This is a genomic window from Moritella dasanensis ArB 0140, assembly GCF_000276805.1.
Classification (GTDB): domain Bacteria; phylum Pseudomonadota; class Gammaproteobacteria; order Enterobacterales; family Moritellaceae; genus Moritella; species Moritella dasanensis.
This window is the reverse complement of the sequence record NZ_AKXQ01000010.1, coordinates 37,283-62,083: the sequence shown is the minus strand read 5'-3', so window position 1 is coordinate 62,083 and position 24,801 is coordinate 37,283. Positions and strand designations below refer to the sequence as shown.

Genomic DNA, 24,801 nt, shown 5'->3' with positions numbered 1-24,801 from the left:
TTATTATGTTGTTTTTAATTAATTTATAATTTATCGCTTGGCAGTCTGCTTCCGTCACAAGCTGCCAAGTTTAAGTACCTATCGATTATTCAGAAGCCGTTAAACGATAGACATATTTTGAACTCCAACTATTTATCGCTTTATTAACATCACTAATACCGTCAGTCCGCATGTTGTAGCATTTATTGCGACTAAATTGAGCAGTATCAGCGCTCACATAACAAAGCGAAGAACCCGATTTTTCCACATTATTAAAACGGAACACGGTACTATCAACAGGACTTAAGCCCTGCAGTTCAGCCAAACTTGGTACACGCCAATTAGTCTTGTTACACAAGCCTTCATTATTAATTCGTTCTACTTCAGCTAATACCGTATCAACTTCAGAACTTGAGTTACCATGATTTTTAATTCGTATCGCAGTATCTGCAGTATCAAACAATTGCCATGTTTGTTTTGACTCAGGTTGATAAGCACATACAGCCGCATCAACATCTGTCGTCATACCTCCAGCACTATCCAGCAATTGATATGTCAATTTAATTTCACTTACTAAACGGCTTAGTACGACTTTATCCTCATCACCCTGTTTTGATGCTGAGCTACTCGTCGCAGACTTATTATCCGTTTTATAGTGGTAAATTTTTGCATTTTTATTAACATCGTCAGCAGTCCAGTACCAAAATACGGTTCCGCCACCAGTATGATAGGCAATGTCATATTCAGGTTTCAGTGCAAGATGATTTCGGAAAACATCAACATCAATCGTCTTGCCACTATTAACCATGGCGGTTTCCAATGACTTTAACTGATTTGTTTTTGGTAATGACCAATCACTACGACCACAAAACTGTACGTTATTTTTCAGTTCAATAAGACCTCCAGCCCCCATCACACTTGCAATACCAGCACTAGATGCATCAAATGCCAAATCATCAGCACCATTTGGCAGCCCGTCCTTAAGCAATGTCCATATACGTTTACGCACAAGATCGCGGCTATCCATCACACAACGCCAGCCTCGTGCATACGTTGTGGCGCTTGGTAAATAGTCACCATTAATGTCTAATTTAGCAAAGTGAGTACCAATAACAGCATCCGCAGCAGCAACGCTATAACCCGCACTTGATGCACGTTCTAATCCTTTAATAGCATGTGCAGTAAGGGCGTCTGCATCAACAGCCGTCGGTAAGTTGTTAAACATGATAAGTAACTTATCCAGCGCCGAAATAAGTGCTGTATTACTCGCAACTGGTAGTTCTGAAGTAGCGCTATTCAAGTCTGCAACAAGGCTTACATTCGCTTTAATAAAGTCGTTTATTAAAGCCGCTGCAGCAAATAAATCTAAACTACGGCCATGAATATCAGCGCCATAATTGGCCGCTAATAACGTATCTCTGACACTATTCGCAGTCGTTTTTTGATCTGTTAACTTAATCAGTGCTGATAACGCAGGAGTCACTTTTAATACAGATTTGAATGAAGTATGTAGCGAGGTTAGATTAATAAAATCGACTTTAATCGAGGCTATATCGTTATTGAGCGTCGCTTTAAGTGCTTTATCAACACTGCTATCGCTTTCGAGCATAGTTGAGTAAAGCGTTAATAGGTTAATTTTATCCTGGTATTCAGTTAGCGCTAACGCGAGGGAATCAAATGTTGTTTTAGCTTCTGTTTCAGTGGTTGTTACAGCAGATAATAATGGCGTCAAAGGTTGATCCACTAACGAGTCAATATTGTTGATAACAGCAATTAAATCAGTTGATGTTGTTTGCCAATTACTATTCTGCGATGACACTAGAGCGTTCAGAGCGGTATTCGTAGATGTAGTCTCTGTTAATATTTTCGCTGTATCTGGTAATTCCCATTTTTGAATCACTCTCGTACCATATGAAGCGCTAACCTCTTGACCTGCACTAATTGCTTTCAGTGCTTCAAGATCACTAACCGTTTCAGATGCCCAATGTTTATAATAGCTGTCGCTAGTCACTAAATAACTCTTGAAAGTTCCTGCTATATAACTCGAATCAACTAAGGTTTTAACTTTCATTTCGGTCGAACCTAATAACTGCCAGTTTGGCATGTCACAAAATTCTTTGTTTAATAATTCAGACACTTTATTTGCACTAGAAGCATCGCCAGCATAAGCCCAGAACTGTGGATTTTCACCCTGAACATCATATTCAATGTAGCAACCCATATTAGAAGCTCTGTTCCAATTGCCATTGTATGTAAGAGCATTTGCTTGTTTCCAAGTAACCATTGGCACGATACGTGTCACATAAAAATCACTCGTTGCAGCAGTAGCATAAAGCGTCTGACCTGCAGGATTGATCTGATTCGAAATCGCATTTTTCTTAACACGCACACCGACTTTATTTTTAGCATAAGCTTTGGGGCCAATATGCTGCGGTCGACTAGTGACAGTCTGCCAAGTCATGCCGCCATCATTGGTAAATTCATAATGCTCAGGCTCATCATAATCCGCGCCAGTATTACTATTTGTTACCCAGTCCCAACTAAAACCATTCGTTTTAACTTCATACGGGTAATTTGTATTACCGATATTTGCATTTACAATGACCGGTGCAGTAGGAGCCGCTATCACGACTGAAACACCAGATGTAAAGGCTTGCGTGCTGATTAATACAGCGCCTGCAACAGTGCCATCGGCAGTATTTTCTTTAACACGCACTTGTACATGGCCAACATCAATATCAACATCGCCAACGTTCAGCGGTTTATTGGCCACCGTAGTCCAACTTACGCCACCAGTGAGTGAGTATTCATATTCGTTAGCCGTGCTAAAACTACTAACAAACTCCCAATCAAAGGTATTCAGGCTGTCATTCTGCACTGGGTTAGTTGGGGATTTGGGGCGTTTGACCAATGAATTAGCAGTATAAATAATGGGATTAACTAATACGTCACTTGCTGTTCGATTCTTGCTTGAGTCTGCCTTTACACGGATTTGAATATCACCCGCAGCATAAATACCATCAATAACGAGTTGATGAGGATTACCATTCACCGTCGACCATGGCTGATTCGGTATTTTTATTTCATAAAATTGTTTATCACTCAAATTATGACTCCAAGACCAGCCAAACTGATCAAGGTCATCATTCACGATAGGTCCAACGGGAGCATCTGGTTTAACGATATTTTGCGTCGGATTTGTTGATTTTTGATCTGGGCTTGCTTCATTACAACCCGTTAACAACGTACCTGTAACCACTGTCAACGCGAGCAGTGACTTGTTTACTCCTAACAACATTTTACCTATCCCTTTTATGTAATTATAAATAACTTTATGAAAACTATAGTCAAACATAAATTTTCGCATATACTAACGGGAATGAGAGTGATTATCAATTGTATTTGATACATATATTTTACTAATCATCTTTATTTACATTAAAATGACTGGTTTCCAAAAGGTAACCGGTATAAAACTTCAATCAACAAAGTGTTATCTATATGAATGGAAAATTTAAACTATCTAAAATAGCGGTTATTCTAGCGGGATGTAGTCTCGTGATTAGCTGTGGCGGCGAAGAAAGCAGTAATACAAAATCAGATCTCTATGACTACAGTAAATTATCAATTTGTGTCGATGCAGATCGTAATTATGCTTGCGGAGCTCAAGAACAAAAGGTGTCAAGCTTATGGAGTGTTGCGGCTGATAACACAGCTCCATTCGTCATCGATAATGTGGCATATTTACTTACCGCACCAGCAAGTGCCAATGTAGTGAGTCCGTTTACGACATTGATTCAAAATGAAGTGTTATTTAACCCACAAGTTTCCGGTAGTGTTGCGCAAGCACAAGCGCATTTACAACAGCTATTTGGGGATCAATATAATCTTGATTTTCATAAGCTAAATACCGAGCATGGACCAAAAGAAGCGACTAATCTATTACTCGCTTCTTTTGCCCATGCATTGTCATTAGAGGGGGATTCTAAAGCGTTAAAAATCTCGGCTGCTGTAGATAAAATGGTAAGTAGCGGTAATTTTGATATAACTGGAAGCTTGCAACAAGCAGATTTAGATAATACCTATGTGAACTTAAATAAGCGCTATTTAATTCCTGGTTCATATCCGATGCGCACGCTATTCAGTGGTCGTGCAATCACGATGAATGAAAATACCGGCATGTTACTTGCGCTTACCTCTGGCGACAAATTACTACAAGTTGATACCGCCACAGGATTAAGTAACACCTTCACTCCTGCAACGACGACGCAAACATCGCCAGTGATAAGTACGTACGATGACCATGATGACGACGACGACGACGATGATGATGACCATGACGGGGATGATTGTGATGATGATTACGGTTCCCTTTTCGGTGATGACTGCAATGGCGGCGGCACAACCCAACCGGCATCAGCCATTTTATCAGCCGCTCAAGGCGACCATAATAAAAATGCTTATTTGATTTATCAGCCAACGATCTATGGCGATAACACCATGAGTTCTACCTGCAATAGTGCTGGTAACAACGGTATTTTCTTAACCGAATTAGGCAAAAATAGTCAAGTTTCTCCCCTGTCTTCTGCACCGCAAATTAGTACCTACAGCAGTGCATCTGGTGGTACAACACCTCCAGTAGTAGTGCCGGTATTGCCGGTTTCATCTGCGGCCTGTAAAAACAACCATATTAATACCTTAATCGTCTCGCAGAATCACGACACAGTGACGGCCGTATTTAGCAAAGGTTATTATGGACAAAGTGCTGAATTAAAACAGTTAGTTAGCGGTACTTTAAAGCCCACTGGTAATAGTTATGATCTATCCTCAACTCAGCCAGTACTCATATTAAGTAAGCAACAAAAATCATTATTCGTGCTGCAAAATGCTGGTACTCCAGCGGTTGTGATTAATGCTCAAACCTTGAAATTACAAAGTGAAATCATAAAAAATGACATAGATAAAGCCGCATTCGTCAATAATGATAAACAGCTGATTGTCAGTGATCAAACTAATACCCTCCGTTGGATTGATATTGCGCAAGGTTCATCAATCGCAACATTAGCATTAGCTGAAAATGTGCTTAAACTCACTTCCGACCCCACTGGTAAATATAGTGCTGCGTTAACAAATAAAAACTTGTACCTTATTGATAATGAAACAAAATCCATCATCTACTCGCAAGCTTATACCCAGCGTAACGTGTACGGAATGAGCATGCTGAGTAATCGCATCATTATTAGCCGTGCGGGTGCGATTGATTATATTCAATTTGATAATTTGACCGGTACACCAATCAAAGTAGCCAAGCAGATGTTATCTAAAGACTTGCTACAAAATTGGTCAACAAAGTCCGGTGCTTCATTAACGGATATGACGCTTGCAGAACTACTGCGAGATATTGGCGAAGAGGATGTGATTAGCCAACAATTTAGTGATATTGACCTGCAGTGGCGACCAACAAGTGCCACTAATATAGAAGGCGTAAAAGAGGTTATTATAACGGGGGATTATCGCGGCCAACGCATTAGCATATCTAAAATGCTATAACATCAACTGGCAGCGATTAATTACTTAAATCCAGCACGAGTCCACTCAGCATCACCGACAGACGTTCAATTTTAATATTGGATAACTGTCGGTAATCAAAATACGGGCACACAACTAAACGGTTTTTGACATCAATTGCAAATTCATCGTCTATCCACACCAGGTTAGCCTCTAGCTTACCTGATGAAAGTAACGCCTTTGCATAAGTACGTCCGCATATAATATGAATAGTTTGGGTATTGGCATTAAGTACTGGCGGGCTAAATAACAAGGCAGTTGCACTACCCGTTTGCAGTAAATAACTATCACGGTACTGCTGCCAAGTCGGTGCACGTTGTGCAAAGTCAAAATCGGTAGGGTTTAAGGCATACAAGAGTTTTGCATAGACGTTAAATACTTTACGCCAGCCATTACCACAGGCTTGACCGATAGCATTCACTTCACCACTGACGAGTGAATTAACGTTGCTTATGTCTTGGTATTCCAACATATTCGGCGTATTTGCTAGATATACTGCAAAGGTAAATTTAGAACAGCCAAGGCCTATGTTTGTCATTATGTCACTACGCCTATATATTATTAAACAGAGGCGTATTATACATAGCTATTAGCAACTTAAAACATACTTCAGTTCAAGTAAAAGCAGAAACATTAATGACTCATGGTATAAGGTATCGAGCCTATGATCCTGCATCGAGAATTATTTCAATAGAGTGACTTTGATATCAGCTAATTCATTTTGGAACGATTCGAAAACAGTATCCTCGGTATAGATAACATATAATTCATTCACAATTCTAGCCAAAGGTAAGTCCTCTAAGCTGTCAGTATAAAATCGTAACAAACTGAATTCAATGTTATTATCTTCCATTTCGTTAACCACTGCGACCTTTTTAGCGTCACCGAGAAGTTCTATATAATGCCCATCAGATAAACTCGAAAATAAAACATGGTCAAACTGATCAAGGAAGGGTAAGCATTTTCCATAGATTTCAGGCGCAGCAGACGCAATTATATTTATGCCAGGTTGTTCTAAATGCTTTAATACTTGTTTATTGATAAATAAGCATAAATACCTGGAAAAAATAAATCCAGCGATACTCCAGTATTTACTTTCCGATTGAATTATTGTTAATCTTTTTTTAAATTCGAACCTACCTACAAGACCAGTACATCGATGATAATACAATCTTAAAATAGGTAGGAAAGTAAACAAATTAAAAGGTAACAAAATAAGTGTAAATATTACCCAGTGTTTAAAAGAATTAACTCTGATTAATGTTAGGTCAAGATCATAAATTGATACCATTTATCTTGCATCCAAAGCCCATGGACATCTTAATAATATTTTGGAATAAAGCGTGAAATCCGCATTATGAATCGGATTGGTAAAGGTTGTCGTTAATACAGCAGTCTTTACATCACAGCTATCATTGATATTTGAAATGAAGTCAAACACGTCTAACATCGTATTTCCGCTATCGACAGCATCATCTACAATGAGCACTTTACAACCTGGTTTTTTTAAACAAGAAGCATCACCAGAAATAAGTTTCACATCCGAAGCGCACCTTTTCACTTCGTTATTTTTAAATTTTCTCTCTTGATAATAGACTTCAAGGCTTCTTAAAGAATCTAATGAAAACTTAGGTAAATATTTTAACATATTGAGGATTTTCAACTTTTCTTTTTTCTTTGTTGCCGGTCTTTGTCTTTTGACAATTAATTGATTAAAATTCGTAAATGAACTTTTAGCCTCGACGACATACTTGCCACCAGTCGCAATGCCTATCACCACGTCAGGGCGGAAATCCCGCAATGCTAAACTCGCTAAATTGTCACACTTTTGTACAAAATCATCACCTATTAATGTTAATACTTTCATTTATACCTCTCTACGAATATCTAAATAAAGGTTTTAAATCACTTAATAATAATTATGTTGGGAAAGTTAAATATTAAAAAATATAGGTACTAAACAAAATCAAGGCGCGCTTATTCATCATAATATATACAGGCCGTCACTTATATTTAATGCCATGATATTTGCACTAACTCACCTGCAGCATAACTATAGACTAACTATTAATAATGGAGTGTTTCGTGCTGAAAGATGAGCGCAAAATAGAATTAAAACAATTATTTAAATATCTAAATAATTTATTATAAAATAACGTTTTCGTTAAATACGATGACTCACCATGTGCTTAATTTGGTCACAACAAGACTGTAACGCCCCCTCGAAAGGAGCAACAATCAGCTGTCATTGTCAGCATGGCGAACAAGTGTTTATGAATGACTAATTCCTTTATAAAATTAATCCAGATCAATAAAATCGCTGTTATACAGCCGTTTCAGCAGACAGTCATTTACAGCCTTATCTCACGATGTAAAAATCACATCACTCTCGATATTAAGGCTTATGCATGCAAACAACTCTCGACCAAGCGATGTTACAAATTGCACTCGATCTCAATTTAAACTTGCCGTCAGGGCATCATTACCAGCGTTTAATGCAGTCGCTACAGTCTGTGTTACCTTGCGATGCCAGTGCCTTGTTTATTCTTGATGATTCAGGTCTATTGTCTGCCGCTGCCGTAAATGGCTTGACTGATGAAGTATTAGGACAAAAATTTGATCCAATGCAGCACCCTCGCCTACGCGCGATTCTAGCCAGTCGCGAGCCCGTTCGATTCCCAGCGAGTTCGACCTTGCCAGACCCTTTTGATGGGTTATTAAAAGATGATCCGAACCGCTCGATTGATGTGCATGATTGCATGGGTTGTAGCTTATATGTGGAGGACCATTTAGTCGGCCTCATTACCCTTGACGCTATGCAGGTCGGGGCTTTCAAGCGTATTGATGATATTACTGTAGCCACTTTTGCAGCATTAGCGGCGGCAACAATAAGAAACGTTAATCAAGTTGAAGCATTGCAAAAAAGCCACCAGCAACAACAGAATATGAATCAAGTACTGATCCAAGAGGCCCGTAATAAAGGCGGTGAATTGGTTGGTATTAGTCCTGAAATACAAACCCTGCGCAACAACATCAACATGGTGGCTTATTCTGATTACGCCGTGTTAATCAGTGGTGAAACCGGTACAGGTAAAGAGCTAGTTGCCCACGCGGTACATTCACAATCCTCACGCGCAACCAAACCGATGATTTACGTAAACTGCGCCGCGTTACCAGAAAGCCTTGCTGAGAGTGAATTGTTTGGTCATATCAAAGGGGCATTTACCGGCGCTACCAGTAATCGCGCGGGTAAATTTGAGTTAGCAGATGGCGGGACTATTTTCTTAGATGAAATCGGTGAGTTACCGCTGTTAATGCAAGCTAAACTACTGCGAGTGATCCAACAAGGCGAAGTACAACGTGTTGGCGCAGATAAGAACTTAATGATCAATGTCCGCATTATCGCGGCAACTAACCGCGAGTTAACCGAAGAAGTCGCTGCGGGACGTTTTCGAAGTGATCTATACCATAGGTTAAATGTGTTTCCAATTAAGGTTCCACCACTACGCCATCGCCAAGGTGATATAGCGGTATTATCAGGGCACATACTCGATCGTGTACGCAGTCAATTCAATGTAGCTAAGTTGCAATTGCACCCACAAGCATTAACCGCACTTAATCATTACAGCTGGCCTGGTAACGTACGAGAATTAGAACATACTTTGATGCGTGCCGGACTCCGTGCAATTCAAGCACAGCACAGTTTGATCTTACAGCAACACTTATCCGATGAAGTGAGCCACACTTACACCTATTCAGCAGAAAGCGACTCGAATACAGAGGCTGATGATTTACCCACGACTTCATTTGAGCTACGTGGGGCAGTAGAAAGCTATCAAACCAAGCTTATTTCCCATGCCCTGCAGCAATCTAACTTCGTGTGGGCGCAAGCAGCAGAGTTTTTACAGATGGATCGCGGTAATTTATACAAGATGGGCAAAAAACTCGGTATTGAGCCTAAAAAATTACGCGCTGCAGAATTGGTTTAAACAACATTAACGCATTTCCGATGTGATAATTACATCATAAAGGTTGTAGTTATTACATCAAGTATAATATAGCAAAAACACAATACCGTTAAATATCAACAACATAAAAGTTGGCACATTAACTGCAATGTAGATTATGAGATCATCGTTAATTCGATATCAATCATATAATTATAATGGAGTTTCAAATGTTCTGTATTCAATGTGAGCAAACGGTTCAAACACCTACAGCTAAAGGCTGTTCTTATACTCAAGGTATGTGTGGTAAAACGGCTGATGTTTCAGACCTACAAGACATACTAGTATTTAATCTTCAAGGTGTGTCTTTCTGGGCCGAACTAGCACGTAAATACGACATCATCGATGCTGAAATTGATGCTTGGGCACCACGTGCATTCTTCTCTACATTAACTAACGTCAACTTTGTTCCAGAACGTATCACTGAATACACTGAAATTGCTGAGCGTTACAAGATCCAATTAAGCACACAAGTAATGGCAGCCGCTGCAGCAGCTGGCGACACATTACCTGCATTATCTCCAGCAGCGCAGTTTGTATTACCAAGCACAGCTGAAGAAATCATGAACTTCGCACCTGAAGCAGCGGTTAACCGTGGTCATGAAGAATTACACGAAGACATCATTGGTCTACGTTTATTATGTCTTTACGGCCTTAAAGGCGCTGCAGCATACATGGAACATGCCCATGTTCTTGGTCAAAGTGAAGAGTCTATCTGCGCTGAATACCATCAAATCATGGCATTCTTAGGTACTGAACCGACAGATGCGAATGCGCTACTTGAAACATCAATGCAAATTGGTTTATTAAACTACCGCATCATGGAAATTCTAGACCGTGGTGAAACGAATACGTTTGGTCACCCACAACCAACACAAGTAAACGTGAAACCAGTTGCTGGTAAATGTATTCTTGTTTCTGGTCATGATTTACATGATTTAGAAAAAATACTGCAACAAACCGAAGGCAAAGGCATCAACGTTTACACCAATGGTGAAATGTTACCAGCTCACGGCTACCCTGAACTAAACAAATACCCACACTTAGTTGGTAACTTCGGTAGCGCTTGGCAGAATCAGCAAAAAGAATTTGCTAACTTCCCTGGCGCAATTGTGATGACATCTAACTGTCTAATCAATCCAAACGTAGGTCAATACGCAGACCGTCTATTCACACGTAGCATCGTGGGTTGGCCTGGTGTTGTGCATATTGAAGGTGATGATTTCACGCAAGTTATCGAATGTGCATTAGCGCAAGACGGTATCGCGCACACAGAAATCGAACACATGATCACTGTTGGTTTTGGTCGTAACGCGCTAATGGAAGCTGCTCCTGCAGTTATCAAAGAAGTTAAAGCCGGTAACATCAAGCACTTCTTCCTAATCGGTGGTTGTGACGGTGATAAAGAAGAGCGTAGCTACTTCACTGACATCGCTGTGAATACACCTAAAGATTCAGTAGTACTAACGCTGGCTTGTGGTAAATACCGTTTCAATAAGAAAGAGTTTGGCGATATCAATGGTATCCCGCGTCTATTAGATGTTGGCCAATGTAACGATACTTATTCTGCAATTCAATTAGTGTTAGCACTGGCTGAAGAGTTTGATTGTGGTGTGAATGAATTACCGCTAAGCATTGTTTTATCTTGGTTCGAGCAAAAAGCAATTGTGGTGTTATTAACCTTATTCGCTTTAGGTATCAAAGGTATTTATACCGGTCCTACTGCTCCTGCGTTCTTAACTGACAACTTGATTAAAGCGCTACAAGATAACTTTGATATGCGCAGTGTTGGTGACGCTGAAACTGACTTAGTGACTATGTTGTCTGGTAAATAGCACTCGCTGAACAATGCGGTCATATTCCGATATGCCGCATTGGTTAAAGACGTTCGACACGCCGTAAACCCATCCATGGGGGCTTGAGGTTGGCATCCATGCCAACAACAGTCGACTTACTTTAATCAATGCTCATGGTTTCAATCTGCATTCATCTTAGAAATACAATAGCTGTTACTTATTCAATCTGCGTTTTAATCAGCGCGATGATTTTAATAACAGCTTTTTTAAAAAAAAATTATTCCTAAATTATCACTGCGATAGGTGCAATAATGTCTTCTTCAAATACGCCGTCTTCAACTATTTCGCCACCAGCACTTAAGCCCCTAAAATTAAATAGCGCTGGCTTAGGGCAATCAACGACGAGCAAAGAAAAACCTGCGCCTGTAAGCAGTAAACTACAAGCTCCCAAGTTAAATTTCTCTCTTGGTGGTTCTGATAACAACAATTCAAAAAGCACAGCTAAATCAGCTACTTCTAAGCTAACGCCCCCTAAGCTTAACTTTGCTCTTGGTGGTAATAAGTCGTCGGGTTCTTCAAAACTAGCAACACCAAAGCTGAGTTTTTCACTTGGTGAAACAGCTGTAAAACCTGTTGTGATAAAAAATGTAACAGCAACAACTTGGTCACCGACTACAACGTCATTAGTATTGGTAAAGCGTGAACTAGAAACGCATGACTCGATGAGCTTTACCTTTGCGGCAGCAGACCAAACCTTATTTGATTTTAAACCGGGTCAATTCGTGACATTAACGGTAGAAATCGACGGTAAAACCCATTATCGCGCGTATTCAATTAGCTCTGTGCCACAGCAAAAACAATTACGTTTAACCATTAAGCGTGTCCCTGACGGTTTAGTATCGAACTGGTTAGCGGATAACTTAGCTATCGGCGATAACTTATCGGCATTGAACATTGCCGGCCAATTCAATAGCAGCGATTGCCAACACAAAGCAAAACTACTTTTGGTTAGCGCAGGTTGTGGTATCACCCCAGTCATGTCGATTGCCAAAACATTATTAGCACAAGATAGCGACGCTGACATTGAATTCTTACATTGCGCCAGAGACAAAGACAACGTTATCTTCCATGCTGAAATGCAGACGTTAATCGCTCAACACCGCAATTTCAAAGTGCAATTATTACTGGAAAACAGTGATGGTTTTGCTACTTTCAGTCGTGAAAACAACAGTAACGCGCTAGCACATCAAACAGGCATGGTGAGTAAAGACGTTATTCAACAGTTATATCCAGATTTACAAGATCGCACTATCTTCTTATGTGGTCCTGTTGGCTTTATGAAAGCAGTAGAGAATATCGCTCAAGAAAGTGATTTTGACATGGCGAATTTCTTCCAAGAAAGCTTTACGCCAGCAGCAGACAACAAGCAGCAAGATAACATCACGTCAGGTGCATCAACAGCCAGTGTGATGTTGTACGTACCCGACTTTGCTGTAGAGAAAGAAGTTGCACAAGGTTCATCACTATTAGAGTTACTAGAGAATAATGGTGTGCCGATTATCGGCGCTTGTCGTGCAGGTGTGTGCGGCTCGTGTAAATGTAAAGTCACGAGCGGTGAAGTAAAGTCCACCAGCAGTGAAACGCTTACCGCTGCAGAAATTGAACAAGGGTTTGTATTAGCCTGTTCAAGTACAGTTGAGGGTGATGTGACTGTCGCACTCAGCTAGTAAAGCTAATGAGTGAAATAACATAATACACCATTATTTACAGGACCAATTTACAGGGTCAATAAGCATCGAGGTATCGTGAAGTGGCAGGCTTTATCGGTAGCTCGATTTTATTTTTCGAGCTATTCCTCAATCCCTCTTTACACTCAACTAATGTATGGCTAGTTCTCTCTTAGATCAATAACGCGAAGCCCTTTCTCCCCGAAGTCGCTTAACGCAGCTACTCACTCAGTGTATCTTCATATCGATTCCCACACATTTACCCATTCGTGTAATAGGATTAATTTTCATTATTACAACCGGTTATGAGCGTATCTGTTTAATATTTTTCACTCCGACTTATATCTACAACTATGCCCAAGTACCCATAATTGAGTACTTAATCTACCAAAAGTTTTAAATATCACATAGAATCTAGCTGCGCCAACTGAAATAGATTCCAGGGGCGTTTATCTCCGTGTTTACAGGACAAACACTCCTAATCATTTTATAACTTCAAGGCCACTGTAAATGAAATCCCTAGGATTCAAAACCACAATCATAACCTCGGTAGCAGCGTTAATTACACTATGCTTAATGGCATCTAACTGGCTCTCTTACATCACTTTAAAAGAAACAACAATTCAGAACGTTGATGAAATGTCAGCATCTCTCGTTAACAATGAAGCCTACAAAATTGAAAGTTGGTTTCAAGATAAAATGCAGGTTATCGACTCGTTAACGGCCCATTACCAAGCAGGAATAAGCGGCGACAGTTATGTTGAATTAGCAGCTTTAAGTGAGGATATGAGTGGATTAAGTATGGTTGTTTACGGTCTTGATGATGGTAGGTCATTTGCTTCTTTAGGTCCCAGAAATCCGAGCGAATACGACCCTAGAACTCGCGAATGGTATCAAAAGGCTAAGGCGACAAATGGTCTCGTTCTAACAGATGTCTATAATGCCGCTTCTACAGGGAAACCTGTTATATCAATATCAAAAAGTGTTAGCGATGGGGTTATTTTGGGTGATATAGAGCTGGATATCTTGGGTGAAGTCGTTAACGACATCCAATTTCCCGGCGCGGTGACTTTGATTTTAGATGATTCAGGTAAGGTAATCGCTTCTAACTCGAAAGTGATGACAATTGGGACTCATTTTGCGGATGTTGGTATGGGAGATGTACAGCAGGCAATATTCTCTCAAGATGAAAGTTATTTTAATTATGAACTCAATGGTGTCGAAAAATTATCTTTCACCAAGAGTATAGATCTAACCAAAGGGCAAAAATGGTATCTTTTTATTGGCGTTGACAAATCTGTTGCTTATGCCGCTGTAGACGAAGCACTAACCAACGCTATTGTGGCCTCATTTATCATGCTTACTATCGGGATTTTGCTTGGTTTTACAATATTAAATGTCATTTATCGCCCAATCCTTACTCTTAAAGAAGTCGTAGTAGACTTATCTCAGGGTAATGGCGACCTTACACGCCGACTTCCCATAACGAGTGATGATGATTTGGGTCAGATTTCAGGCGGAATTAACGCCTTCATCGCCAACTTACAAACATTGATGCTGGAAGTTTCGCAAAGTTCCGATCATATTTCAGGTAGCGTTGAACAGCTTAAGAGGCAAACGGATGCAAACAATGAGGTGTTAAATGCGCATTCGATAGAAACAGACCAAATCGTTGCAGCGGTCGAAGAGATGAGTGCCACAGCTGGAGATGTAGCTAATAACGCCGCAGAAGCGTCTCAATTCACCCACAGTGCAAACTTGCAAGTTTCAGATTCAAGGAATATCGTGACCAATGCGGCAACAACGGTATCGCAACTTGTTGAAGATGTTGAGCGTACATCGAACAGCATTGCCGAAATAGGAAAAGATACGGTTGATATCACGAGTGTACTAAAGGTTATAGGTGATATCGCGGATCAAACCAATCTGCTCGCGTTAAACGCCGCCATCGAAGCTGCACGCGCCGGAGAGCAAGGGAGAGGTTTTGCTGTCGTGGCCGATGAGGTCAGAGCATTAGCATCAAGAACTCAAGTTAGTACAGCTGAAATTGAGCAGACGCTTAGTAAGCTACAGAATGGTTCAAAGACCACAATAACGGCGATGGAATCTACAAAATTAACTTGCAAAAAAACAGCCGAAAGCACAACACTAGTAGCAAAAGATCTTGATGCTATCGCACTATCGGTTACGCAGATCAATGATTTGAATGCACAGATTGCGACCGCCGCTGAAGAGCAAAGTTCTGTTGCTGGTGAAATAACCCGTAACATGGCTTCTATCCGTGAAATAGTAGGCGAGCTATCTGCAAGTGGCGAAGCGACTGCGAGCGAAACCATCAACCTCGCTGCTGCGAATAGCCAGTTGAAATCCGTTGTTGGTAAATTCAAGTTACAGTAGTTATATGTTGAATGAATAGACCCTCAGCTAGGTGTGAAAATCCTGGCTGAATAAATTCAGCTGTCGCGTATTCGCATCATACAGCTGACCATGACGCATGTTATAGTTAATGGGGTGATGGCGGGTGTTTGCGGTTCATGTAAGTGTAAAGACTTCAACAATGAGGCTAATATACTGAACCAGATTAACTCTGCTAATCTTAATAAGATACATCGTAGAGGATAAACTCAATGAATTATAAACATATATTAGTTGCTGTCGATTTAACTAACCCCAGTGAAATAGTGATGGGTAAAGCGACCGCATTAGCAAGAGAGACTAATGCTAAGCTTTCGCTTATTTATGTTAGTGCGCATCATTTGAAAGTGTCGGCTCCTGGCGGCATTCCGTGGTTAGCGTCGCATGACATCGAAGATACAGACCCAGACGAAAAAGAACAGGAACAATACCAAACAGAGCTCAACGCATTAGCTGAACAGCTTGACTACCCCGTTGAAAATAGGTTGGTTTTAATGGGTGAGTTGGACGTGGAATTAACAATAGCTATCCATCAATTAGAAGCTGATCTATTAGTGTGTGGACACCACCATGATTTATGGAGTCGGTTATTATCTTCAATACGAAAAATTGCTAACGCCGTCGACACCGATTTACTAATTGTTTATCTTTAAAAATAATAGCTAAACTTCATTCAGGCCTTCAACTGCGATAGTTGAAGGCTAACTCCTCCCCCCGCCGTTGCTCTCTTCTATTAATTTCTCATTATTTAAAAATGCCCCTTGACCTGTCTAAGGCTTCATAGTTTATAGTCTAGCTATCAACGAGGGAGAATCGAATGTATAAAATTTCTGAATTAGCGCAAAAAGTTAACTTAAGCCGTACGACTTTGCTTTATTACGAAAAGCTCGGGTTAATTTCATCGAAACGACAAGCGAATGGCTACCGAAGCTATTCCGAGTTCGATCTCCAGCGCGTTAAGCTCTTGCAACAATTACAGGCCGGTGGATTGTCACTTAAAGAATGCCAAGCATGCCTTGAAGCCAAAATTAATCGTGAGCAATTACTGCAGCGACTACAGACATTGGATGAAGATATTGCCCAAAAGCAGAAGTCGAGAGAACTGCTTTCGTCCATGTTAGGCATGAGTTCAATGCGAGATTGGCACCAAGCGACAGATAAACACGCGCCATCAGCCCACTTAGATTGGTTAATGACGCAGGGATTCAGTGAAAAACAAGCGTTAAGGTTAAAGTGGTTATCAAAAGATATGAATAATCATGAGCAGTATATGCGTGAATTTGAGTTCATCTTTGATGGATTAGACAGACTCGGTCCAAGCTCTACAGGTGATGCAATAAAGGCATTGAGTAGCATTCCAGTTAAAACGGGTGAACTATTGGAAATTGGTTGCGGTAAAGGCGTCACGACAATCGCCCTCGCTAAACATACCCAATTTGCTATTACTGGGTTAGATAATGATGAATATAATCTGAGTTGCTTAAAAGAACATTTAGGACAGCAGCTATCCCTTAATAAATCATCGTCACTAGAACCCGCACGACCACCGTCACTACAACAAATAGAACTGATTTGTGCCAGCATGACTGATATGCCTTTTTCAGATCAACAATTTGACGTTATCTGGTCTGAAGGCAGCGCTTATATCATGGGGGTTAAGCAGGCATTGGAAAGCTGGAAACCCTTTATTAAACAAGACGGGTATTTAGTGGTTAGTGATTTAGTCTGGTTAACGGATTCACCCGATGATGAGGTTCAGCAATTCTGGCTAGACGCTTATCCTGACATGGCCAGCGTTGCCAGTCGACAACAAATGATAGAAGACGCTGGTTATCAGGTGGTTGATAGTTATACCTTGAGCCAAGCATCTTGGGACAACTACTTGCAGCCTTTACAGCAAAAGGTTGCTCAGTTAGAAGACCATGTTTTTGTATCCCTTGCTTTTGCAGATTTACAAAAAGAGTTAACAATTCACAGACAGTATTTAGGCCAATATGGCTATCAAATGTTTGTACTTAAACTTAGAAATTAAAGTGAAAATGAGAATAACAATGACTATTAATATGACAATCAGAACAGAAACAACAGCAGATCATAACGCAATAGAAACCTTAACTTATCGTGCCTTTGAGAATCACCCACACCATTCTCCCGGCGCAAAGCCGACCGAGCATCTTATTATTAATAAGTTACGTGATGCTGGCGTATTGACGGTATCTTTGGTGGCTGAAGATGACACAGGCATTATTTGCCATATCGCCCTCTCTCCTGTCGCGATTAATGGCGTTACAACTAATTGGTATGGACTTGGACCAGTAGCCGTTGCCCCAGAGCGCCAAGGTGAAGGGATTGGTCGCCAACTTATCGAAGTTAGTTTAACAGCAATAAAGTCCCAACATGCAGCTGGTGTCGTCTTACTGGGTGAACCTGAGTATTACGGTCGCTTTGGTTTCGAAACCCATGCAAACTTAACGCTTGAAGGCGTGCCGCCTGAATACTTTATGATTAAGTCATTATGTGATGATGACTGCACGACGACAGACAAGGCGACCGCAGACAAAGCAATACCTGTGGGCGAAGTCACTTATCATGCCGCTTTTAGTTAGCGACAAATTTGCGACTGTTTGTGATAATGACATACAGTATGATTTACGTTGTCCAAGATGTCGTAGAACAATCGTGATGTGCACAAATGGCATCAGCACGGATTGCAGCAAATAAACGAGAGGGATTAAGTATGTTTGATATTAGAAAGTTGTTCGGAATAGCCCCTAAAATGGAAAGTGATGGTTCGTTTAGTCCTTCTCCCGTCGCGTTGAAATTAGCGACAAAAAGTAAGACTAATTATGACCATAAGGTATATGCAAATCCTTATAAAGGCAGTCAGCCTAAAGTACTCATGGTTTGCTGTGAAGAAAACAATATGACGATGAAAAATGGTAAACGATTTTTCACCGGTAATCACCCCGTCGAGATGCTAGTTCCGATGCTGCATTTGGAACAAGCTGGTTTTGAAATTGATGTTTATACACCGACAGGTAAGCCAGCAGAAATTGAAATGTGGGCAATGCCACAAGAAGATGACGCGGTAAAAGCGCTTTATCAAAAACATAAAGCTAACTTTGAGAACCCTCATTCGCTAAGTGATTTTGTGACAAATTCAATGAATGATGAGTCACCCTATATTGCGGTTTATATACCAGGTGGTCACGGTGCTATGCTTGGATTGCCAGAAAATAAAGACCTAGGTCAGGTGATTCAATGGGTTCATGCACAAGACAAATATATGCTGTCTATCTGTCATGGCCCAGCAGCACTGTTAGCAGCAGGTCTTGGTGATGATAAAAACACCTTTGTTTACCGCGGCTACAAGATCGCAGCATTTCCTGATAGCTTAGATAAAATGACGCCACTGTTTGGTTATTTACCCGGTGCAATGCCGTGGTACTTTGGTGAAAAACTCCGAGACATGGGGCTAGAGATCGTCAATAAGAAAGCGGATGGTACCTGCCATCAAGACAGAAAGCTTATCACTGGTGATAGCCCTGATGCGGCGAATATGTTTGGTGTAATGGCTGCCGAAGCACTGCTTTCTAGCGTTTCTAAATAAACACATCATAACTAAAATAGGTGTCGTGTAGTCGATACCTATCTCATTTAAATGCTGTGAATAAACTCAATGTAGATCCAACAAAACTAATTCTACTTGTCCAATCTTAGAAAGCCTTTTACCACAAAAACCGATCACATATTTGACACCGTATTTAGATACTGGGTTTATACTTATTTTACTAACTAATACGGACTAACCTCATACTTAACAAAGTAGGTTTAATATGAATAAAGAACGTCCACTACTAAAATGGGGCATTACAGGTACTGTGATTTTTGCACTGTGCTGTTTTACTCCAATTCTAGTTATCGCTTTGGGGCTTGTGGGTCTTTCTGGACTACTTGGTTATTTAGATTACGTCCTACTGCCTGCACTCGTTTTTTTTATTGGGTTGACGGTTTACGCATTATTTAAAAGTAAGAAAAAAGATAAATCTGATTGCTGACATATAAGCCCAAAGAATGGAAAAATAAATGCATAAATGAATGCGATTCTAGTAAGCAGCAATTAATTCAAAACACTCTTATGACGATGTTGATACGTCTTTGGGCTTAGTCCATAAAAGCGTTTGAAGATACGACTAAAATGACTGCTACTGATAAACCCGAGTTCAAAACTAACTTGAGTTATCTGCATCCCCGTCTTAATCAATTCCGCTGCTTTCTTTAAGCGTTGTTGCTGCTGAAAAGCCAACGGCGTACAACCAAAATTAGCTTTAAACTGATTGAAGAATTTGGTTCTGCACATACATGCAATACGGCACAACTGGTCTATCTCAATACTCTCGTTTAAGTGCTGCTGAATAAACTCAACCGCCATGGTTAACCCACTGTGGTCTGGCTCTTGTTGGCAAAACGACATCATAAAATCACGACTTTGCTGGCGTAACAAACGTACCGTCAATTCCGATACCGCTAAATTAATCATGTAACTACGATCAGGATCGTCATCCACATACAACTCGGTCATACGTTGCAATAGTGCCTGCGTCTGCGAATTATGATGAGTATGTAGTAACTGTTGTTGATATTGCACAGGGCCAAATTCACTGTGCTTTTCAGCTTGGGCATTAAGGTTATCAGCTATCTTCGCGATACGGTCGGTGGATATTTCAATCGCAAGACAACGAGTTGGCGCAGCTAAACTGGCAATAGGAAAATCAATTTCAACGCTTTGACTTGGCGCTAATACAAAAGATTCATGGGGTACAAAGTCACTGTCATAATTCGAGTCCTGACTGTGCATGACCTTTTTACCGCTGATCATGGCACAAAACAACGGGTTTTCTGACTTCAACTCCACCCGCTTAGCTTGTTGAAAAGTATCATAAATACTTAACTGAGACTCGGGGCCGTCATAGCTGGTTTGGTTTTCTACCATGACTTCTGGCTTAAATTCTGGATCGAGGTTGGATCCTCTATTAGGCACTATCTGCATCACACACTTCCTTGTTATGGACTGACAGTCAATTTTTGCGAACTCCCAGCGCAGTTTATGACACACCGTCATGATAACTTCACTCTCTCGCAAAAAACAATAACTAAAGGAAAGAGTTATGATCTATGCAGCACCTGGAACCAAAGATGCACTTATAAATTTTAAGCCTCGCTACCAAAACTTCATTGGCGGTCAATGGGTGGAGCCTCAAAACGGCTGTTACTTTGACAACATCAGCCCAATCAATGGCGAAGTCATCTGTCAAATTCCACGTTCAAACTACTTAGATATCGAACTTGCATTGGACGCAGCACATAAAGCCAAAGATGCTTGGGGTTCAGCCTCAGTAACTGTTCGCTCTAATACCCTACTTAAAATCGCCGATCGTTTAGAACAAAACCTGACTAAACTAGCCATCGCCGAAACGTGGGATAATGGTAAAGCCATTCGTGAAACATTGGCCGCTGACATTCCTTTAGCGGTTGACCATTTCCGTTACTTCGCAGGTTGTTTACGCGCTCAAGAAGGTAGTATTGGCGATCTCGATGAGAATACTGTCTCATATCATTTTCATGAACCACTCGGTGTTGTTGGCCAAATAATTCCATGGAACTTCCCTATTTTAATGGCGGCATGGAAACTAGCACCAGCATTGGCTGCTGGTAACTGCGTGATCTTAAAACCTGCTGAACAAACACCCGCATCTATCTTGGTATTGATGGAATTAATTGAAGACTTACTACCAGCTGGTGTACTGAATATCGTCAACGGTTACGGCGCTGAAGCAGGCCAAGCACTGGCTAGCAGCACACGTATTGCTAAGATCGCCTTTACTGGTTCAACACCTGTTGGTTCGCATATTCTAAAATGCGCGGCGGAAAACATCATTCCATCAACCGTCGAACTCGGTGGTAAATCGCCAAACATCTTCTTCCCCGATATTATGAACCATGAAGATGCTTATCTGAGTAAATGTATCGAAGGCGTGGTATTAGCGTATTTCAATCAGGGTGAAGTCTGTACTTGTCCATCGCGCTTGTTAGTACATGAAGATATCTATGAACAGTTTATGGCTAAGATCATCGAACGTACCCAACAGATCAAACGTGGTAATCCATTGGATACCGAAACCATGGTTGGCGCGCAAGCGTCAAAAGAGCAATTTGAGAAGATCTTAAAGTACATCGAGATTGGTAAAGAAGAAGGCGCTGAACTGCTTATTGGTGGCGAGATAGAAGAAGTGCATACCGATCATGAAAATGGTTTCTATATCCAGCCGACCCTGTTTAAAGGCACCAATAAAATGCGTATCTTCCAAGAAGAGATTTTTGGCCCAGTGATCGCAGTAACCACCTTCAAAACTGAAGCCGAAGCATTAGAGATAGCCAATGATTCTGAATTTGGTTTAGGGGCGGGTGTTTGGAGTCGCGACATGAATGTGGCGTATCGTATGGGACGTAAAATCCAAGCTGGTCGTGTATGGACAAACTGTTACCACATGTACCCTGCCCACGCAGCATTTGGTGGTTATAAGAAATCCGGTGTAGGTCGCGAAACTCATAAAGTGGCGTTAGAGCATTACCAACAAACTAAAAACTTACTGGTTAGCTATGACGTTAACCCGCTTGGTTTCTTTTAATTAACCTTCTATTTTAATTAGCCTTCTATTCTAGTTTATTCAATTAGCAACTTAACGGTTATCTTATTATCGTTAGGTTGCTCAATTCTGATTCTGACCCTGCTGTTGTGTACTTTATAACTCATCCATGCCCAAATCAATTTAGAGCTGCAAATCACTCACAATATGCTCATATCGATTTGCCATACATTTTCTTATGTGAGGAATGGGAGTTGTTTGTCATATCATAAATGATTACGCGGCCCCTATTATGAACGCAATTGGAGTCCTAAACTAGGTTCGCTATAATGCTAAGGTGAAAACGGGTCCTTAGCGAGCATCGCAACAGCTTAAATATTCACTATCTGAGCAGCCTCTTGGGCACAGAGCGCCGCAACTATGTATTCCGAATATCAATTCACTCAGTCTGGACTGTCTTAATATGCCCTATCTTTGTTAAGGGGGAATATTATGTCTAATTAAACTGCATATGAAAATTTTTAATGCAATTATTTAAATGAATAAAAGGAGTAGATGTTCAGACTTTTATTACTATTTTATAACCAATAACAGTATTGAGTTTACTGTGGGTGAATTATCATATCACTGAGGTGATGTTTATCCACTAAATTAAGTCGGTTACCTTTATCAATAATGAACTTAGGTTAATACCAAATCTTAAGTTTTATATCAGTAGCATATTTATTATTGAATAAGGACGACGGACGATGAAGTTTTTTAAATACCACTTTTTAACACTATTAGTTACCCTACTTGTTGCAGGTTCCTTTGTATCATCTGCAAAGTTATCTGGGATTATCAACCCTTTTTCTTTGACCTTATTAAGGTTTGTTATTGCTGCTGGTTTGTTATTGCTGCTGGTTTACTCATGCCACTCATTCTTTTCAATAAAAAATATAGGAATGGGATAGCTAAGGCGCTACCTAGAAGTCTGGTTATGAGCCTATTTTATGCTATTTTTTTCATTTGCATGTTTGAAGCCCTAAATAGCACAACAGCTTTAAATACAGGTACTTTATATACGTTAGTGCCATTTATCACTGCAATATTCAGTTGGTTTATTTTTAACGAAAGAATATCTACAAAAATGCTTTTTGTTTATCTGTTAGGTATAGCCGGTACTTGTTGGGTGATCTTTGGTGGTGATATTCATGCACTTTTGGCGCTCTCTTTGAATAGTGGTGACGCTCTCTTTATGGCTGGCTGTATATCGATGGTTTGTTTTTCAATTTCGATGAAGTTGCTCTACCGAGGTGATGAGATGCTGGTGTCGGTATTCTGTACATTATTAGGGGGTGCTTTTTGGATGTTGTAGCGCTGCTGCTGTTTAACAAACCACTTGAATGGCATTTATTGGATGACAATTTACTGTTTCACATGGGATACCTCGCAATATTTACCACGCTTATATCCACATTTATCATTCAAAAAACGACGGTGGTACTTGGCCCAACGAAAGTAATGGCTTATATCTACTTAAGCCCCCTCTTCGTCGCAATACTTATGTGGATGTTTGAAGGGAAGACCATACCCAGCATTGTGCTCCCAGGTATGATCCTTTCGATTTCGGCAACGGTATTATTACAATTACAAAATAGGTTTAAAAAGTTAGGTGCTTAAGTATGGTTAGGAAAGCTAATTTTTAGAAAAATATTCAATAAGAAAATCAATAAACGTACGTACTTTTTGTGATTGCTCTTTGTGATAAGGATAAACCGCATAAAGTGCGTGTTTATCCGCTTCCCACGATGGTAACAGCTTAATTAACTCACCTGATGCGAGCTCTTTCTTAACGAACAGCTCTGGTGTAAGCGTGATCCCGAGACCAGCCAAAGTCGCTTGCTTTAGCGCTAAACTATTATTAACAACATATGAGCCAGATTCAAGATCGATAGCTTTAATTTCATTTTTTTTTCGAAATACCCAATGTCGAGGTGACGATGATAAGTTATAGATCAAGCAATTTTGAACACAGAGATCATCGGGAGATGTTAATACTTCGGCCTTCTCAAGATAACGAGGAGAAGCACAGAGAACACGTTTTATATCCATAATTTTTCGTGATTTAAGACTCGAGTTCTTTAATTCGCCACCACCTCGAATTGCAACGTCTATTCCCTCTCCAACCAAATCGACATATTGATCACTCATGATAACCTCAACAGATATCTCAGGGTGAAGCAGCATAAACTCACAGACAACAGGATTTAATTGCAATAGCCCCATTGACATCGGCATGCTGACTTTGATCAATCCTCTGAGCTGATGAGGTGATTCCATTATCGATAAATCAGCGTTGGATAACTCATCGAGTATAGTGCAAACATGATTGTAGTAGACTTGTCCATTTTCGGTAATATGCATTTTTCTAGTCGTGCGGTTTATCAACGGACTTTTTAGATAGTCTTCAAGTTCATTGATGTTTTTACTGATCGCGGCTTTAGACAACCCCATGTCTTCGGCTGCAGCCTTAAAACTACCGAGTTCAATAACACGGCGAAAGACAGTAATAGCTCTTAACTTATCCATTTATAATTCAAAACCTTCCAATTGTACACTACCAGTAAACTATGATATCACTGGCCTGGTGTTTATCCACTAAAAAAAAATAGTTATATTC

20 protein-coding genes are annotated in these 24,801 nt (G+C 40.4%); 14 read left to right on the top strand and 6 right to left on the bottom strand.

Features of this window, described 5'->3' with window-relative positions; translation table 11 throughout:
• Positions 1 to 85: 85 nt before the first annotated feature.
• Entirely contained in the window at positions 86 to 3,277 is a 3,192-nt protein-coding gene (locus A923_RS0110015; RefSeq protein WP_017221541.1) for a hypothetical protein, read from the bottom strand.
• A 203-nt stretch (positions 3,278 to 3,480) separates the two neighbouring features.
• Between A923_RS0110015 and A923_RS0110010 the strand changes: the two genes are divergently transcribed.
• The gene (locus tag A923_RS0110010) at positions 3,481 to 5,529 is read left to right on the top strand and encodes a hypothetical protein (RefSeq protein WP_051039741.1); all 2,049 of its coding nucleotides are present in this window, start codon (positions 3,481 to 3,483) and stop codon (positions 5,527 to 5,529) included.
• A 16-nt stretch (positions 5,530 to 5,545) separates the two neighbouring features.
• Here A923_RS0110010 and A923_RS0110005 read toward each other — a convergent pair whose 3' ends face one another.
• The 3 genes from A923_RS0110005 to A923_RS0109995 all read right to left on the bottom strand — a co-directional run bounded on the left by A923_RS0110005 (position 5,546) and on the right by A923_RS0109995 (position 7,414).
• Positions 5,546 to 6,085, bottom strand: a complete 540-nt coding sequence (locus A923_RS0110005; protein ID WP_017221539.1) for a DUF6942 family protein — start codon at positions 6,083 to 6,085, stop codon at positions 5,546 to 5,548.
• A 144-nt stretch (positions 6,086 to 6,229) separates the two neighbouring features.
• Complete coding sequence (locus A923_RS0110000) at positions 6,230 to 6,838, bottom strand: HAD family hydrolase (protein WP_017221538.1); 609 nt, start codon at positions 6,836 to 6,838, stop codon at positions 6,230 to 6,232.
• Positions 6,839 to 7,414, bottom strand: a complete 576-nt coding sequence (locus A923_RS0109995; RefSeq protein ID WP_017221537.1) for a phosphoribosyltransferase family protein — start codon at positions 7,412 to 7,414, stop codon at positions 6,839 to 6,841.
• Positions 7,415 to 7,955: 541 nt separating this feature from the next.
• On the opposite strand from A923_RS0109995, the gene norR reads away from it, so the two are divergent.
• From norR to merF, 9 genes are all read left to right on the top strand, one after another.
• On the top strand, positions 7,956 to 9,536 hold the full coding sequence (gene norR / locus A923_RS0109990) for a nitric oxide reductase transcriptional regulator NorR (protein WP_017221536.1): 1,581 nt from the start codon (positions 7,956 to 7,958) through the stop codon (positions 9,534 to 9,536).
• Positions 9,537 to 9,724: 188 nt separating this feature from the next.
• On the top strand, positions 9,725 to 11,389 hold the full coding sequence (gene hcp / locus A923_RS0109985) for a hydroxylamine reductase (protein ID WP_017221535.1): 1,665 nt from the start codon (positions 9,725 to 9,727) through the stop codon (positions 11,387 to 11,389).
• Between the two features lie 272 nt (positions 11,390 to 11,661).
• Complete coding sequence (locus A923_RS22210; RefSeq protein ID WP_017221534.1) at positions 11,662 to 13,077, top strand: FAD-binding oxidoreductase; 1,416 nt, start codon at positions 11,662 to 11,664, stop codon at positions 13,075 to 13,077.
• A 510-nt stretch (positions 13,078 to 13,587) separates the two neighbouring features.
• Positions 13,588 to 15,474, top strand: coding sequence for a methyl-accepting chemotaxis protein (locus A923_RS0109975; RefSeq protein WP_017221533.1), 1,887 nt, complete (start codon positions 13,588 to 13,590; stop codon positions 15,472 to 15,474).
• Positions 15,475 to 15,704: 230 nt separating this feature from the next.
• Positions 15,705 to 16,145, top strand: a complete 441-nt coding sequence (locus tag A923_RS0109970) for a universal stress protein (protein ID WP_017221532.1) — start codon at positions 15,705 to 15,707, stop codon at positions 16,143 to 16,145.
• A 164-nt stretch (positions 16,146 to 16,309) separates the two neighbouring features.
• On the top strand, positions 16,310 to 17,524 hold the full coding sequence (locus tag A923_RS0109965) for a MerR family transcriptional regulator (RefSeq protein WP_017221531.1): 1,215 nt from the start codon (positions 16,310 to 16,312) through the stop codon (positions 17,522 to 17,524).
• 31 nt (positions 17,525 to 17,555) lie between these two features.
• Positions 17,556 to 18,098, top strand: a complete 543-nt coding sequence (locus A923_RS0109960; RefSeq protein ID WP_237716202.1) for a GNAT family N-acetyltransferase — start codon at positions 17,556 to 17,558, stop codon at positions 18,096 to 18,098.
• Positions 18,099 to 18,229: 131 nt separating this feature from the next.
• Entirely contained in the window at positions 18,230 to 19,102 is an 873-nt protein-coding gene (hchA, locus tag A923_RS0109955; protein WP_017221529.1) for a glyoxalase III HchA, read from the top strand.
• A gap of 226 nt (positions 19,103 to 19,328) precedes the next feature.
• Entirely contained in the window at positions 19,329 to 19,550 is a 222-nt protein-coding gene (merF, locus tag A923_RS0109950) for a mercury resistance system transport protein MerF (RefSeq protein WP_017221528.1), read from the top strand.
• A gap of 62 nt (positions 19,551 to 19,612) precedes the next feature.
• On the opposite strand, the gene A923_RS0109945 is transcribed toward merF, so the two are convergent.
• Positions 19,613 to 20,542 (bottom strand): AraC family transcriptional regulator, encoded by a 930-nt coding sequence (locus A923_RS0109945; RefSeq protein WP_017221527.1) that lies wholly within the window; start codon positions 20,540 to 20,542, stop codon positions 19,613 to 19,615.
• Between the two features lie 118 nt (positions 20,543 to 20,660).
• Between A923_RS0109945 and exaC the strand changes: the two genes are divergently transcribed.
• The 4 genes from exaC to A923_RS23230 all read left to right on the top strand — a co-directional run bounded on the left by exaC (position 20,661) and on the right by A923_RS23230 (position 23,801).
• On the top strand, positions 20,661 to 22,181 hold the full coding sequence (exaC, locus tag A923_RS0109940) for an acetaldehyde dehydrogenase ExaC (RefSeq protein ID WP_017221526.1): 1,521 nt from the start codon (positions 20,661 to 20,663) through the stop codon (positions 22,179 to 22,181).
• Between the two features lie 707 nt (positions 22,182 to 22,888).
• Positions 22,889 to 23,092, top strand: a complete 204-nt coding sequence (locus tag A923_RS23240; RefSeq protein ID WP_237716206.1) for a hypothetical protein — start codon at positions 22,889 to 22,891, stop codon at positions 23,090 to 23,092.
• On the top strand, positions 23,050 to 23,496 hold the full coding sequence (locus tag A923_RS23235) for an EamA family transporter (protein ID WP_237716201.1): 447 nt from the start codon (positions 23,050 to 23,052) through the stop codon (positions 23,494 to 23,496). The genes A923_RS23240 and A923_RS23235 overlap by 43 nt, the downstream gene beginning before the upstream one ends.
• Positions 23,484 to 23,801, top strand: a complete 318-nt coding sequence (locus tag A923_RS23230) for an EamA family transporter (protein WP_237716200.1) — start codon at positions 23,484 to 23,486, stop codon at positions 23,799 to 23,801. Before A923_RS23235 ends, A923_RS23230 begins: the two co-directional genes overlap by 13 nt.
• Before the next feature lie 15 nt (positions 23,802 to 23,816).
• On the opposite strand, the gene A923_RS0109930 is transcribed toward A923_RS23230, so the two are convergent.
• Complete coding sequence (locus A923_RS0109930; protein ID WP_017221525.1) at positions 23,817 to 24,710, bottom strand: LysR family transcriptional regulator; 894 nt, start codon at positions 24,708 to 24,710, stop codon at positions 23,817 to 23,819.
• Between the last annotated feature and the right edge of the window lie 91 nt (positions 24,711 to 24,801).

Excerpts from the sequence above, each read along its gene's own strand:
- A923_RS0110015 (WP_017221541.1), bottom strand. The coding sequence starts at position 3,277 with ATGTTGTTAGGAGTAAACAAGTCACTGCTCGCGTTGACAGTGGTTACA.
- A923_RS0110010 (WP_051039741.1), top strand. The coding sequence starts at position 3,481 with ATGAATGGAAAATTTAAACTATCTAAAATAGCGGTTATTCTAGCGGGA.
- A923_RS0110005 (WP_017221539.1), bottom strand. The coding sequence starts at position 6,085 with ATGACAAACATAGGCCTTGGCTGTTCTAAATTTACCTTTGCAGTATAT.
- A923_RS0110000 (WP_017221538.1), bottom strand. The coding sequence starts at position 6,838 with ATGGTATCAATTTATGATCTTGACCTAACATTAATCAGAGTTAATTCT.
- A923_RS0109995 (WP_017221537.1), bottom strand. The coding sequence starts at position 7,414 with ATGAAAGTATTAACATTAATAGGTGATGATTTTGTACAAAAGTGTGAC.
- norR (WP_017221536.1), top strand. The coding sequence starts at position 7,956 with ATGCAAACAACTCTCGACCAAGCGATGTTACAAATTGCACTCGATCTC.
- hcp (WP_017221535.1), top strand. The coding sequence starts at position 9,725 with ATGTTCTGTATTCAATGTGAGCAAACGGTTCAAACACCTACAGCTAAA.
- A923_RS22210 (WP_017221534.1), top strand. The coding sequence starts at position 11,662 with ATGTCTTCTTCAAATACGCCGTCTTCAACTATTTCGCCACCAGCACTT.
- A923_RS0109975 (WP_017221533.1), top strand. The coding sequence starts at position 13,588 with ATGAAATCCCTAGGATTCAAAACCACAATCATAACCTCGGTAGCAGCG.
- A923_RS0109970 (WP_017221532.1), top strand. The coding sequence starts at position 15,705 with ATGAATTATAAACATATATTAGTTGCTGTCGATTTAACTAACCCCAGT.
- A923_RS0109965 (WP_017221531.1), top strand. The coding sequence starts at position 16,310 with ATGTATAAAATTTCTGAATTAGCGCAAAAAGTTAACTTAAGCCGTACG.
- A923_RS0109960 (WP_237716202.1), top strand. The coding sequence starts at position 17,556 with ATGACAATCAGAACAGAAACAACAGCAGATCATAACGCAATAGAAACC.
- hchA (WP_017221529.1), top strand. The coding sequence starts at position 18,230 with ATGTTTGATATTAGAAAGTTGTTCGGAATAGCCCCTAAAATGGAAAGT.
- merF (WP_017221528.1), top strand. The coding sequence starts at position 19,329 with ATGAATAAAGAACGTCCACTACTAAAATGGGGCATTACAGGTACTGTG.
- A923_RS0109945 (WP_017221527.1), bottom strand. The coding sequence starts at position 20,542 with ATGCAGATAGTGCCTAATAGAGGATCCAACCTCGATCCAGAATTTAAG.
- exaC (WP_017221526.1), top strand. The coding sequence starts at position 20,661 with ATGATCTATGCAGCACCTGGAACCAAAGATGCACTTATAAATTTTAAG.
- A923_RS23240 (WP_237716206.1), top strand. The coding sequence starts at position 22,889 with ATGAAGTTTTTTAAATACCACTTTTTAACACTATTAGTTACCCTACTT.
- A923_RS23235 (WP_237716201.1), top strand. The coding sequence starts at position 23,050 with ATGCCACTCATTCTTTTCAATAAAAAATATAGGAATGGGATAGCTAAG.
- A923_RS0109930 (WP_017221525.1), bottom strand. The coding sequence starts at position 24,710 with ATGGATAAGTTAAGAGCTATTACTGTCTTTCGCCGTGTTATTGAACTC.